General features: G+C 59.0%; 12 protein-coding genes. 11 read left to right on the top strand and 1 reads right to left on the bottom strand.

Going from position 1 to position 12076, the window contains the following annotated elements; genetic code table 11:
* Nucleotides 1-33: 33 nt before the first annotated feature.
* From trmD to SPI05_RS07190, 10 genes are all read left to right on the top strand, one after another.
* Nucleotides 34-1545 carry a tRNA (guanosine(37)-N1)-methyltransferase TrmD gene (trmD, locus tag SPI05_RS07235; RefSeq protein WP_321077512.1) on the top strand — a complete coding sequence of 504 codons (1512 nt, stop codon included), beginning with the start codon at nt 34-36 and terminating at the stop codon, nt 1543-1545.
* A 243-nt stretch (nt 1546-1788) separates the two neighbouring features.
* Nucleotides 1789-2136 carry a 50S ribosomal protein L19 gene (gene rplS / locus SPI05_RS07230; protein WP_282921277.1) on the top strand — a complete coding sequence of 116 codons (348 nt, stop codon included), beginning with the start codon at nt 1789-1791 and terminating at the stop codon, nt 2134-2136.
* A 168-nt stretch (nt 2137-2304) separates the two neighbouring features.
* The gene (gene lepB / locus SPI05_RS07225) at nt 2305-3645 is read left to right on the top strand and encodes a signal peptidase I (RefSeq protein WP_321077423.1); all 1341 of its coding nucleotides are present in this window, start codon (nt 2305-2307) and stop codon (nt 3643-3645) included.
* Nucleotides 3646-3655: 10 nt separating this feature from the next.
* The gene (locus SPI05_RS07220) at nt 3656-4363 is read left to right on the top strand and encodes a ribonuclease HII (protein WP_321077421.1); all 708 of its coding nucleotides are present in this window, start codon (nt 3656-3658) and stop codon (nt 4361-4363) included.
* 26 nt (nt 4364-4389) lie between these two features.
* On the top strand, nt 4390-4698 hold the full coding sequence (locus SPI05_RS07215; RefSeq protein WP_282921280.1) for a DUF2469 domain-containing protein: 309 nt from the start codon (nt 4390-4392) through the stop codon (nt 4696-4698).
* Nucleotides 4699-4859: 161 nt separating this feature from the next.
* Nucleotides 4860-5351 (top strand): YraN family protein, encoded by a 492-nt coding sequence (locus SPI05_RS07210; protein WP_321077418.1) that lies wholly within the window; start codon nt 4860-4862, stop codon nt 5349-5351.
* Nucleotides 5348-6916 (top strand): YifB family Mg chelatase-like AAA ATPase, encoded by a 1569-nt coding sequence (locus SPI05_RS07205; RefSeq protein ID WP_321077416.1) that lies wholly within the window; start codon nt 5348-5350, stop codon nt 6914-6916. Before SPI05_RS07210 ends, SPI05_RS07205 begins: the two co-directional genes overlap by 4 nt.
* Nucleotides 6917-6926: 10 nt before the next feature.
* Nucleotides 6927-8312, top strand: a complete 1386-nt coding sequence (gene dprA, locus SPI05_RS07200) for a DNA-processing protein DprA (protein WP_321077414.1) — start codon at nt 6927-6929, stop codon at nt 8310-8312.
* Nucleotides 8313-8321: 9 nt separating this feature from the next.
* A complete protein-coding gene (locus SPI05_RS07195) occupies nt 8322-9293 on the top strand; it encodes a tyrosine recombinase XerC (RefSeq protein ID WP_321077412.1) in 972 nt (323 codons plus the stop codon).
* Nucleotides 9294-9484: 191 nt separating this feature from the next.
* Nucleotides 9485-10222 (top strand): DUF6318 family protein, encoded by a 738-nt coding sequence (locus SPI05_RS07190; RefSeq protein WP_321077410.1) that lies wholly within the window; start codon nt 9485-9487, stop codon nt 10220-10222.
* Between the two features lie 33 nt (nt 10223-10255).
* Here SPI05_RS07190 and SPI05_RS07185 read toward each other — a convergent pair whose 3' ends face one another.
* On the bottom strand, nt 10256-10822 hold the full coding sequence (locus tag SPI05_RS07185) for a M23 family metallopeptidase (protein WP_321077408.1): 567 nt from the start codon (nt 10820-10822) through the stop codon (nt 10256-10258).
* Between the two features lie 368 nt (nt 10823-11190).
* Between SPI05_RS07185 and rpsB the strand changes: the two genes are divergently transcribed.
* On the top strand, nt 11191-12063 hold the full coding sequence (rpsB, locus tag SPI05_RS07180; RefSeq protein WP_321077407.1) for a 30S ribosomal protein S2: 873 nt from the start codon (nt 11191-11193) through the stop codon (nt 12061-12063).
* Nucleotides 12064-12076: the final 13 nt, after the last annotated feature.

The following is a 12076-nucleotide window of genomic DNA, read 5'->3' as shown; positions in this document are numbered from 1 at the left end:
TGTCGATAGACTGTCCGAATAAAGGTGAGGATGATGCGTTTTCAGATTTTGACGATTTTTCCCGAGTTCTTTGCGGTGCTCGGTTTGTCGCTGCTGGGTAAAGCGGCGCAAAACGGGGTGTTGAGCTGGGACGTCACGAATCTGCGCGATTTCACCGATGACCCGCATCATTCCGTCGACGACACTCCCTACGGTGGGGGAGCCGGCATGGTGATGCGGGCCGATATTTGGGGCAAAGCCATCGATGCCGCGCGCGAGGATCTGCCAAGCCAGCCCGCGGACAGCGCATCGGAAAGCCGCCCGAACGGCCTGGTGAACCCGAAAACTATCCTGGCGATTCCCACGCCCTCCGGAGTGCCGCTGACCCAGGCGAAAGTCCGGCAGATAGCCACGAACACGGATAATGTCATTATCGCGTGTGGGCGCTACGAAGGTATCGACTCGCGAGTCGCCCAGCACTATGCTGACCAGCAACTGTACCCCGACCTGGAGGTGTTCGAATATTCCTTGGGGGATTATGTGCTCAACGGCGGGGAAATCGCGGCCGTGGCGCTGATTGAAGCCGTGGGACGCCTGCTCGATGGCATGGTAGGCAATCCGGAGTCTTTGGTTCAGGAGTCCTACGAGGGGACGGGCCTGTTGGAATACCCCTGCTATACCCGCCCAGAAGTGTGGCGTGACCTGGCCGTTCCCGAGGTGCTGAAAGGCGGAAACCACGCGGAAATCGAAGCCTGGCGCCGGGAACGGGCCATTGAAAAAACCTCGTGGCGACGCCCGGATTTGCTGGCAGGTTTAGACGCCACACTGTTGAGCAAGCGCGGGCGGGAAAAGCTGGCTTCGCTGGGGTGGCTTTACGTGTCACCTCAGGATTTGGAGGCTATCGGTCTGTCCCGACTGGTCGCGGTAGGGTCGGCACGGGCAGCGCACCAGGCGGGGTCGGCGGGCGATATGCGTCCGGCAAGCGGCGCGCAGCCGGAAACTGCGGATTTGGTGGCGGTTCCCCTGCGGATTCGCCAGCCCGACCGAGGGGAGGCCCTAGCACTGTCCGCTTTGGGGTCGGAGACGTTCCCCCTGGCTTGTCCGGCCTACATCAGCACTGAGGCTATCGCCCAGTTCGTAGCCGTTGAGTTCGACCTCGAGGCGGTGAAGGCACGCCTCGATAATCCTCAAGAACATCGCTACTGGGTCGCGGAAATGGGCGGTGAACTGGTGGGATACACCTACGCGAGGGTACAGCTGGACGAGGCGGAAGCTGCACAGGCGGGAATCGTGGCCGGGGATGCTTACCTGTCGAAGTGCTATGTGCGTGAGGCCCTGCATTCCACAGGATTGTCCGGGGCGCTGCTGGAAGCGGCATTGACAGATCTGGCGAAGGTCGGCCATGCCCCGGGAGTGTGCCTGGGGACCTCGATTTACAACAAACGAGCCCAAAAATTCTATAAACATCACGGGTTTTGGCGTATCGGGAAACGAACATTCACCGTGGGGGGCGTGGAAAACCAGGACGTGGTGATGCGCCGGAGTTTTGACCGGGATAGTGCCTGATAGAGGCATATTTCGTGGGTTCGGTGCGGTTTTGTGCGGCTCGCGAAGCAGGCAGGGTGAGGGTGGATGAATCGAGCACGAAACGGCAAAAGTGGCGTTCCGGCCCGAGTTTGTGGCAAAATGGTACGGCTTCGCGGGCAACCTGCCACAGGGGGACCCGATAGCGAAGCAAAACACCATCGGCACTGAGGGTGCCCGCAGTGAGACGTTTTTGACCTGTGGCAGGAGCGTCAAGGAGAAACAATGCAGAAGCCTCTGGTTGAGGAAATCGGCAAGGCCGTAATGCGTGAGGACGTTCCGGATTTTCGTCCGGGCGATACCGTAAAGGTTCACGTAAAGGTTATCGAGGGAAACCGCTCCCGTATCCAGATTTTCCAGGGCGTAGTCATCGCTCGTCACGGCGGCGGTGTGGGAGAAACCTTCACCGTGCGGAAGCTGTCCTTCGGCACCGGTGTGGAACGTACTTTCCCGTTGCACGCCCCGACTGTGGACAAGATTGAGGTAGTGACCCGCGGCGATGTGCGCCGTGCCAAGCTGTACTACCTGCGTGATCGCCATGGCAAGGCGGCTAAGGTCGTTGAAAAGCGCTAACTCGCAATAATTCTGCGGCAGTCGCCGGCTTCCAGCTGGAGCAATGTGAAAAACCCGCTGGTACAGTCAAAAAGTCAAGGCGGCATCTGCCACAAAAATTCATCCTAAAGGAAGCTCGAACCGAAGTAGTTTGGGCTTCCTTTAGGCTTTTACGCTATTCTTTTTGTTATGACGATGCCCCCGCAGCCTGAGAATGCCAACCGAGACGCGCAGTTCTCGGGTGCTTCCCCAGACGGCTTCGGCATGAATCCACAATTTGTTGGGGCCGGAACCCTGCCCGTATCCTACCCTCCCGGTTACGAAGGCTCCCCCGGTGGGTCGATGCCCGGTGAATACGGGATGTACGCACCGGGCGGAGCCGGGATGCCATTCCCGCCAGAGGCTTTTCCGGGAGGATACCCCCCGCAGTCAGCTTTCCCGGACGCGACGGATTTTCTCGGTATGGATCCCAACGGGATGGCGCCAATGCCGATGCCTCCAGGACTTCCTCCAGCGGGGATGGGGCCGTTTCCAGGGATGCCTTTCCCACCCTACGGCGAGATGCCTTTTCCTGGTATGCAGCCCGAAGATGAAGAATCGCCCGAGAATCCTGGAGAAAAAGATTTCCTGAAGGACGACGACGATGAAACTGATTTCCAACTCGATGATGAGGACAACGCAACGGAACACAGGCGTGGCGCCAAGGTTCCCGGATTGAGGGGCATGAGAGCCCTGCCCACCGGGGCGAGAGCCAACTTCGACGCTTTGGAACGTCCGCATCTGAGCCTGGATTTACCCTGGTATTTTGAGTTCATCGCAGTGGTAATTACGGCTCTGGCCATCAGTTCGCTGGTTCGACTGTTCCTGTTGCAGCCCTTTTTTATTCCCTCGCAGTCCATGGAAAAAACCCTGATGATTAATGATTCTGTGCTGGTCAACAAGTTTTCTGCCCGGCACGGTGACATCAATCGCGGCGACATCATAGTTTTTAAAGACGTGGAAGGCTGGAGTGAAACCGCTGCCGAGCAGATGCGCGAACGTCCTCCTGATAAAACTCCGTTCCAGATTGCTACCAAGATTAAGACCTTCGGGATTTTTGTGGGCTTGCTGCCTGAAGACTCCCAGGGCTACCTGATTAAACGTGTCATCGGAGTGTCCGGCGATGACGTGTCTTGCTGCGACGAGGACGGGTTGATGAATATCAACGGCAAAGCCATCGACGAGGACTATATCCCCAAGACCGGGGTCTCTTCAGACATAGAATTTTCCGTAGTGGTGCCGAAAAATTCGCTGTGGGTGATGGGGGATAACCGGCCCCACTCCGCTGATTCCCGTTGGCATCAAGACAAGCCTTCGCGCGGTTTCGTTTCTGAATCCAACGTGGTGGGTCGCGCTTTCGTCGTAATCTGGCCGATTGAACGGATGAAGTTCATTACGCCCAGCTGCGCTTTTTATAACATACCTAAGCCAGCCGCCCCGACTGACGAATTCAGTTCTGAAGCGGACGAAACACCACCCCTTTCGCGTTAAGGCTTGCGCGGTGGTTGATTTATCTTGGGAAACCGCGGCTCTGGCCGCATTGGCGAAGCACGGAGGCGACAGTCCGAGGGGACGCCTCCCGCTGATTGGTGGGATGGACGAGGTCGGGCGCGGTGCGCTAGCTGGTCCGGTTTGTGTGGGGGTGGCAGTGATAGACCAGCTCAGCCTGGAGAACCCGGAATTTCCCCAGGGTTTCCCCACCGGATTGAACGATTCCAAACAGTTGACGGAACGTCGCCGCTTGGCGTTGCAAGATCCCATCCGCGCCTGGGTCAGGGACTTTGCCATCGGACAGGCTTCCAATACGGAAATCGACGAATTGGGGATTATGCCAGCGCTGCGTCTGGCGGGGTGGCGCGCTATCAATGAGCTGGACGCCCGCGGACACCTGCCGCAAATCCTGGGATTGGATGGGAACTTCGACTATCTGGCGCCACCGGAACAACCAGACCTGTTTGCCGGGGCGGGAAACCTGGTGAGCTCCCCGGAAGTCAGAGTGGAAACCCTGGTGAAGGGGGACGGGACAGCCGCCGTAATCGCTGGCGCTTCCGTGCTGGCGAAAGTGTATCGGGACGCGTTCATGCGCAGCTTGCGTGACCCCGGTTACGGCTGGGCGAAAAATGTCGGTTACGGCACTGCCGCCCATCGAGCCGCGCTGGCTGAATTGGGCACGAGTGTTTGGCATCGCAAAACTTGGAAGCTCCGGTAGGGTAGAGGAGTACGAAAGGTTGTGTGATGGTCAACAACGACGATATTGAGTCCTATGAAAATGGGCTAGAACTGGATTTATACCGAGAATATCGCGATGTGATTTCCCTGTTTAGCTATGTTGTGGAAACTGACCGGCGGTTTTATCTGGCGAACAAGGTTGACGTCACCACTCACAATAATGCCGGCGGGGACGTGTTCTTTGAGATTACTTTGGAGGATGCCTGGGTTTGGGATGTCTACCGCTCCTCGCGTTTTGTGCAAAACGTGCGGGTCCTGACCTTTAAAGATGTTAACGTGGAGGAACTGGCGAAGCCAGAAATTGAGATTCCATAGGTAGCGGGCGGCTGTTTAAGCCCCGTTTCTAGTAGCCACAATTCATTAACTCGGGTCGATTGGTGGATTTCCGCCGTTTTTAGGGTTGTGGATAAGTCGGTTTTCCACAGGTAAAGATTTTTGGGCTTGGTCGGTGGGGTCGGGCGCGCGAAGCTGAGTCCATGAGCTACGCAAATACCGTTGAAACCAGTCATAAAGTCACTACCGGAACGGACGCTCGGTGCCGCTGTAAAGCCGGTGACCCTGCGCCGCGGACCGCGGGGCATGATGCCCCACAGTCGGGGAAAAACCTGCACAATCGACAGCTGGGCATGGCTGGGGAGGAAGTCGCGGTTAAGTCTCTCAAAGCTGAGGGATACGTCATTGTGGACCGCAATTGGCGATGTCGAGCCGGGGAAGTCGACATAGTAGCCCTCAGTCCCGAGGGAGTCCTGGGTTTTATCGAGGTTAAGACTCGTTCCAATCACCGGCACGGGATGCCTATCGAGGCCATCACCATGAAAAAGCTGGCGCGGATGCGCCGGGTCATGGGGTCTTGGCTGGCGCAGCGCGATATTGTTCCCGCGCACCGGGCGGTCAGCCTGGATTTGTGCAGCGTGGATTGGGACGGGCGCGGCGAACCCGTTGTGAAACATCTCCAGGGGTTGAAATGAGTTCGGGATTTGCCTGGTCAATTTGTTTGGTGGGGATGGAGGCGCGCCCGGTTCGGGTAGAAGCCCATATTTCCGACGGGATGACCGCCTACAGCCTGGTCGGGCTGCCAGACACGGCGGTGCGGGAAGCCAAAGACCGGGTTCGTGCCGCGGTGACCAGCTGCCTGTATGAATGGCCGGGAACGCGGGTCGTGTTGAATCTGTCCCCGGCGTCGCTGCCGAAAACCGGCTCCGGTTACGACCTGGCGATGGCGGTCAGCGTTTTGGCTGCGATGGGGGTCATTTCACGCAGTCGAGCCGGGCAGTGCATCATGCTGGGAGAGCTGGGCTTGGACGGTCGTGTCATTGGAATCCGGGGCATTTTGCCCAGTGTCATCGGAGCCATGAAAACCGGAAAAACTCAGATTTTGGTGCCGCAAGCGAACTTTGCTGAGGCTTCCCTGGTGCCTGGGGTGGATGTGGTGGGGGTGCATCACCTGGGGCAAGTCATCGAGTTATTGGGGGGAGACTTGATGATGCCTCTGCCCCCGCCGGAGGAGTCGGCGGGGGCAGAGGACGGGGAAAGTACCCCGGCACCTGCCTTTGGCCCAGGCGGGGATTTTTCTGACATTCGCGGCCAAGCCGCCGCCTGTCAAGCGATGGAAGTGGCGGCCGCGGGCGGCCACCACCTGCTGATGATTGGCACTCCCGGCTCGGGAAAAACCATGCTGGCCTCGCGGCTGCCCGGTATCCTCCCGCCCTTGGACGTGGAACAATCTGTCGAGGTCACAGCCTTGCATTCCCTAGCGGGAACGCTGTCTGCGCAGGACGGACTGATTCGCCAACCTCCCTTCCAAGCTCCGCATCATTCGGCGACACTGGCGGCGATGGTGGGAGGAGGCTCGGGAGTGCCGCGTCCGGGTGCCGCTTCCCTGGCTCACCGGGGAGTATTGTTCCTGGACGAGGCTCCCGAGTTTGGGGCGCGGGTCTTGGATTCCCTCCGAGAACCGTTGGAAAACGGGGAAATCACCCTGCATCGGGCGGCGGGCGCAGCCCAATATCCGGCTCGATTCCAACTCATTATGGCCGCTAATCCCTGCCCCTGCGGTAATGCTGGCAGTCGGCGAGCCACCTGTACCTGCACACCATATTCGCGCAAACGATATCTGGAACGGTTGAGCGGGCCGCTGCTGGATCGCATGGATATCCAAATTCAGGTGGAATCTCCGGGCCGTGGTTCGTTAGCGGGAGCGAAACCTGCTGATACGACGGCGGTGGTAGCGGCGCGGGTGCAACGCGCTCGTGACGTGCAGCGAGAGCGGTGGAAGGACCGAGGGTGGGATTTGAATCGGGAAATTCCCGGACCGTTTTTGCGTCAACCCGAAGGTGGTTTCACTCGTGAGCTGATTGGACGGGTCGACACCGTGGTGGAACGGGGTCGCCTGTCCATGCGGGGAGCGCAACGGGTCTTGCGCCTGGCCTGGACCGTTGCCGATTTGAGCGGAAAAACCGTTCCGGGATTGCCCGAGCTGGGAACTGCGATGACGTTGCGCCGCCAAAACGAAGGATTCAGCCTGCCCGAATGAAAGGAAACCCATGGAAACGTTGAGCCTTACCGAGGAACTACCCACAGACACCGAAACGGAGGCGCCGGATAACGTACCGGAGGAACTGTCGAACCCGCCCACAGGTGCCACGGTGTCGTCGGCGGATTCGGCCGCATCTGGGCCGAGACCGGAAGAGCGCCGGGCTCGGGCAGTCTGGACCGCTATCGCCCAGCCGGGAGAGCCCATCGTAGGCCAGGTTATCGGGCATTTCGGGGTCATGGAAGCCTTGGAACGGGTGAAATTTTTGGCGGGCAGGCTGCCGGAAATCGATGACATGATGATTCGCACCGTGTTTCAACCCGTGAAACTTCCGGCATCGGTGGCGCAAATTGAGGGCTGGGCTTTGCGGTTGCGGGAACTCAACTTAGAGATGGAATATCAGCTGCTGAGCCGAGACGGCGGCACATTGGTGGTGCCCGGTGACGCGGCTTGGCCGACGATGGCAGACGACCTGGGAATGGTGGCGCCGTTGGCGCTGTGGGTGCGGGGCAATCCGCGGGCTTTGCTGGCGCTGGCATCAGAGGGGGCAGTAGCCCTGGTGGGGGCGCGTTGCGCGACCCACTACGGAACGGATATAGCCCAGGAAATCGCTTATGAACTGGGGGAACGTGGCATCTGGGTCGTCAGTGGTGGAGCCTATGGGATCGACGCGGCCGCTCACCAAGGGGCGCTCGCCTCACGAGGCAAAACTATCAGTGTCCAGGCTGGTGGGTTGGGCGAGCTGTACCCGGCCATGAATGCGCGGCTGTTTTCCCAAATTCAGCAAACCGGGGCGATTGTCAGCGAAGCCCCGCCCTCCCAGCGTCCCGCCAAACACCTGTTTTTGACCAGGAACCGCATCATTTCGGCTCTGTCTCAAGTCGTAGTGGTCGTTGAAGCCGGTGAGCGTTCCGGGGCGATGTCTACCGCCAATCATGGCGCAGAGCAGGGACGTCAGGTCGCTGCGGTGCCCGGACTGGTCACCTCCACTGCTTCGGCAGGATGCCATCGGCTGATTCGTGAAGGCGCTGCCCTGGTGACGAATGCGGAGGAAATCATGGAACTCATGTTTCCGCTGAACGCTCAGGAGCAAAAGGTGTTCGGTGCCGGGGTGGCCCCAAACAAAGCCGATGCCGGGGCGGCAGCGTCTGCACCCCAGCGCAACTCCGCCGGACAAATCCCGGCGCCCTCGCTCTTTGCCGGATTGAGCAGTGACGGCGTGAAAGTTATTGATTCCCTGTCGAAAACGGCGTGGAAATCCTTAGAGCAGGTGGCTCGTGCCGCCGGTTTGGGCACTCGCGCGGTGCAAAGCGAGCTGGGATTGATGGAGTTGGACGGCAAGGTCGAAACCCGCAACGGGCGGTATCGCCTGGGGACGACTGCTATGGCCAGATAGAATCATGGGGTGAGTGAAAATCATCCAGCCGCGGACTTCGCCTCGGAAATCACCGCTGATTTTGGGCAATGGCTGAGCGTAAACCGGGGGCTTTCCCCGCAAACCGTGCGGGCCTATCTTACGGATTTGCGGGAATTGATGACTTTCCTGGTCGACTCGGATTCTGAGGATGACTCTGGAGTGTCGCGGCTGCGTGCGGATTTGGCTAATCCTGCCCGGATTCGAGCGTGGCTGGGTTCGATGAGCCGCGCGGGGATGAGCCGCGCCACGCTGGCTCGCCGAGTCGCGTCCTTCCGCACTTTTGCATCGTGGGCGCAGGTCCGCGGCATAGTCCCGGGAGATGCTGGGCAAAACCTGCGGGCAACACGGCCGGATAATGCCCTGCCCACGGTCCTGTCGGCCGCTGATGCGGCGCAACTCTTGGAAACGGCTCGAGCCGCTGCTTACCGGGAAGACTCCGCTGCTCCCGATCCGGTCAAACTGCGGGACTGGACCGCATTGGAGCTGCTTTATGCCACCGGCATTCGGGTCAGTGAGTTGACCGGGCTGGAGCTAGCTAACATCAACAAAAGCCAGCGCACTATCCGGGTGACGGGAAAAGGCGACAAGCAGAGGGTCGTGCCCTACGGTATTCCCGCGGGTCTGGCGATGGAAGAATACCTGGAAAAAGGCCGCCCCGCCCTGGTCAATCCGGAAAAACCGGCGCTGAACCGGGTATTTCTGGGGGCAAAAGGTGGGGTGCTGGATACGCGGATAGTCCGCGGCATGCTGCATCGGCTGACCGCGCAGGCGGGAGTCCCGGACTTGGGACCGCACGGGCTGCGTCACACCGCCGCTACCCACCTGTTGGATGGCGGCGCGGATCTGCGCAGTGTCCAGGAAATCCTGGGGCACGCCAGCCTAGCCACAACCCAGCGCTATACGCATCTGTCGATGGACAAACTCCGCGCGGTTTATTTGCAGGCGCATCCCCGGGCCTAAAGTCCCAATTTAAAAAATTTCCCAATGATTTTCTAAAATATCGAAAAATCGAGCCTTTGAACTGGACGGATAGTTTCCTGGGAATGTCTTGACAAAACTGGGAAAAAGCTGGATTGATTCTATGAATTTCCTACAATAACACATACAATGTTTTAAGGACGTGTAGAGTATGGTGCCTCGAAAGGAGCGTCATGGTCGGGAAACTGCGGATCTTACAAGCATCGCTGGTGATGCTGTGCTCTGCTGTGGTCTTGACGGGATGCGGTACTGCGGTTGGCGCTTCTGGCTCTGAGAGGACCGCCCGGGAAATGATGACCGCGGATATTCCTCTGGTCGAACCCGCCGCCCCTGAAACGACCCAAGACCCGATTCCCGGAGCACCGGCGCCGCGCTATACCGCGGCCACCGAAGGCAAACCTTCCCCCGCTGACCTACAGACCATTCCCGCTGATCAGTTGATGAAAGTGGCACCGTTTGACAAGCCGAAGTTTTTCCACGAGTTTTCCGTGGACGGCGCGGCCACAGTGGTGAAATACTTTACCTACTCCATGTACTACAGCTTTGTGGCGAGCGATACCCATTTCGCCAACCAGGTTTACACCAATGCCTGCACGAAGTGCCGGGAGATGGCCCAGTGGTCCAATGCCTTCACAAAGCAATACTCCCGCGTGGAAACCGGGGTGCCGCGCACGGAAATCCTCGATGTTTCTGTCGGAAAGACCAAACAGAACCAGTCGGTTTTTTGGGTCGTGGCTCGCAATGAAGAACCCCCGATTATCGCTCGCTCCGAGAAGGGCGAGGTTCTGAAATACGACGCCCCTTCCAACACCGTATCCCAGTACCGGGTGGAGTACATTCACGGCAGCAACTTGATTACCGGCATCTATAAAGCCCCGACTCAATATTCATCTTCCCCTGCTGAGAAGTAAGCGATTGGCTTCGGCCGATCGTCTGCAATCCGCCTAGCGAACCGGGAACAGGCGAATCCTTCCCCCTAATAGACGCAAGGGGTCTACGTAACCGTCTGGGCCGTCCTTGACCCCGAAATGCAGGCAGTCCCCACCAGAACAGTGTCCTCCCAGCGCCGTCCCGATAGCTTGGCCACGAGTCACTTCATCCCCGACCGCGACCGAAGGTTCTACCGGTTCGTAGGTGTAGCGCCGTCCGGTGGTGTCCTCGAGGGAAATCACCGGACGACCCGCCAAGTTACCGGCATAGAGCACCGTCGCGTCAGTCGCGGCAAAAACGGTTTGACCGGGGCTCACCCTGAGGTCGATACCGCGGTGTCCGGCCAGCCATTTTTGGGCCGGCGGGTCGAATTTGCGGGGAACTGCCGTCGGGTGACCCGTAGGCCAGTACAGGAAGTCGCGCAGACCTGACGTTTTCCCTGGTGAAAGGGGCGTTGGGGTCGCTGAACCGGCAACGGCGGGTAAGCCTCGGTCGGCGGTGATGCCGGCGGCTGGCGAAGCGGACACCCCGGTCAGGCTCAAGGTCAGGCAACAGCAAAGCGTGATGATAACTCTTCTCATGACTGCAGTGTGTCGCGAAAGGGAACACCCACACCAGAGAATAATTTTTTCCCTGTGGAAAACCCCTATTTGGCCCAGCTTGTGGATAAACCACAAAACCGCACCAGGTCGCGCCGAATTGGCTTTTTCATAGGAAGTTTTGGTAAAGTTAACCCTCGCAGCTGCCCATGCAGCTGACTTCGCGTGTTCGCAATCGCGGCGCTGCCGGTTTTTCGTCAGCTTAGCCGTGATGAGCGCAATCCTCCAGGTCCCTGCGGGGTGGGGAAAGCGAGCGGACACCAGGCATTAACCGAAATTGGACGTAGACGTCCCCGGAGTGCTGCGCGCGCCGGGGCAGCTGTGTCCCATAACTGAAAGAAGGACGCCACATGGCAGTCGTTACCATGCGCCAGCTTTTGGAAAGCGGCGTACATTTCGGGCATCAGACCCGTCGCTGGAACCCCAAGATGAAGCGGTTTATTTTGACCGACCGTTCCGGCATTTACATTCTCGATTTGCAGCAAACCATCGCTGACATCGATATTGCTTACGAATTCGTTAAGGAAACTGTGGCTCACGGTGGCACGTTGCTGTTCGTTGGCACCAAGAAACAGGCTCAGGAGTCCATTCAGGAACAGGCCACCCGCGTGGGAATGCCTTACGTCAACGAACGTTGGCTGGGTGGAATGCTGACCAACTTCTCTACGGTACACAAGCGGTTGCAGCGTTTGAAGGAACTGGAACAGTACGACTTTGAGGACACTTCCGCTTCGGGGTTGACAAAGAAGGAACTGTTGATGATGCGCCGTGAAAAGGACAAGCTGGCCAAGACTTTGGGCGGCATCCGCGACATGGCAAAGACCCCTTCGGCTATCTGGGTGGTTGACACCAAGAAAGAACACCTGGCGATTGCCGAAGCCCAAAAGCTCGGGATTCCGGTCGTGGCCATCCTGGACACGAACTGCGACCCCGACGAAGTCGATTACGGCATTCCCGGCAACGACGATGCGATTCGCGCGGTTGATTTGCTGACCAAGGTAATCGCCGACGCTTGCGCGGAGGGCCTGGTGGCTCGCTCCAAGAAGCAACTGGGCGAGAACCCGGAAAGCGCCGAACCGATGGCTGAGTGGGAACGCGAACTGCTGGCTGGCGACGCTGCGAATACTCCCGCCGCGGAACAGCCCGCCGAAGCCGCTCCGGCGGAGGAAAAGCCTGCTGAACCCGCCGCCGAGGGCGAGAAAGCCGACGAAAAGGCCGAGTAATCGGCTGCACAGG

This window comes from Mobiluncus sp. (assembly GCF_034180645.1).
GTDB lineage: Bacteria > Actinomycetota > Actinomycetes > Actinomycetales > Actinomycetaceae > Mobiluncus.
Note: the sequence above shows the minus strand (reverse complement) of the source record. Positions and strands in the feature narration are given on the sequence as shown.

Coding starts and splice junctions, on each gene's coding strand:
- trmD (WP_321077512.1), top strand. CDS start 34: ATGCGTTTTCAGATTTTGACGATTTTTCCCGAGTTCTTTGCGGTGCTC.
- rplS (WP_282921277.1), top strand. CDS start 1,789: ATGCAGAAGCCTCTGGTTGAGGAAATCGGCAAGGCCGTAATGCGTGAG.
- lepB (WP_321077423.1), top strand. CDS start 2,305: ATGACGATGCCCCCGCAGCCTGAGAATGCCAACCGAGACGCGCAGTTC.
- SPI05_RS07215 (WP_282921280.1), top strand. CDS start 4,390: ATGGTCAACAACGACGATATTGAGTCCTATGAAAATGGGCTAGAACTG.
- SPI05_RS07210 (WP_321077418.1), top strand. CDS start 4,860: ATGAGCTACGCAAATACCGTTGAAACCAGTCATAAAGTCACTACCGGA.
- SPI05_RS07205 (WP_321077416.1), top strand. CDS start 5,348: ATGAGTTCGGGATTTGCCTGGTCAATTTGTTTGGTGGGGATGGAGGCG.
- dprA (WP_321077414.1), top strand. CDS start 6,927: ATGGAAACGTTGAGCCTTACCGAGGAACTACCCACAGACACCGAAACG.
- SPI05_RS07190 (WP_321077410.1), top strand. CDS start 9,485: ATGGTCGGGAAACTGCGGATCTTACAAGCATCGCTGGTGATGCTGTGC.
- SPI05_RS07185 (WP_321077408.1), bottom strand. CDS start 10,822: ATGAGAAGAGTTATCATCACGCTTTGCTGTTGCCTGACCTTGAGCCTG.
- rpsB (WP_321077407.1), top strand. CDS start 11,191: ATGGCAGTCGTTACCATGCGCCAGCTTTTGGAAAGCGGCGTACATTTC.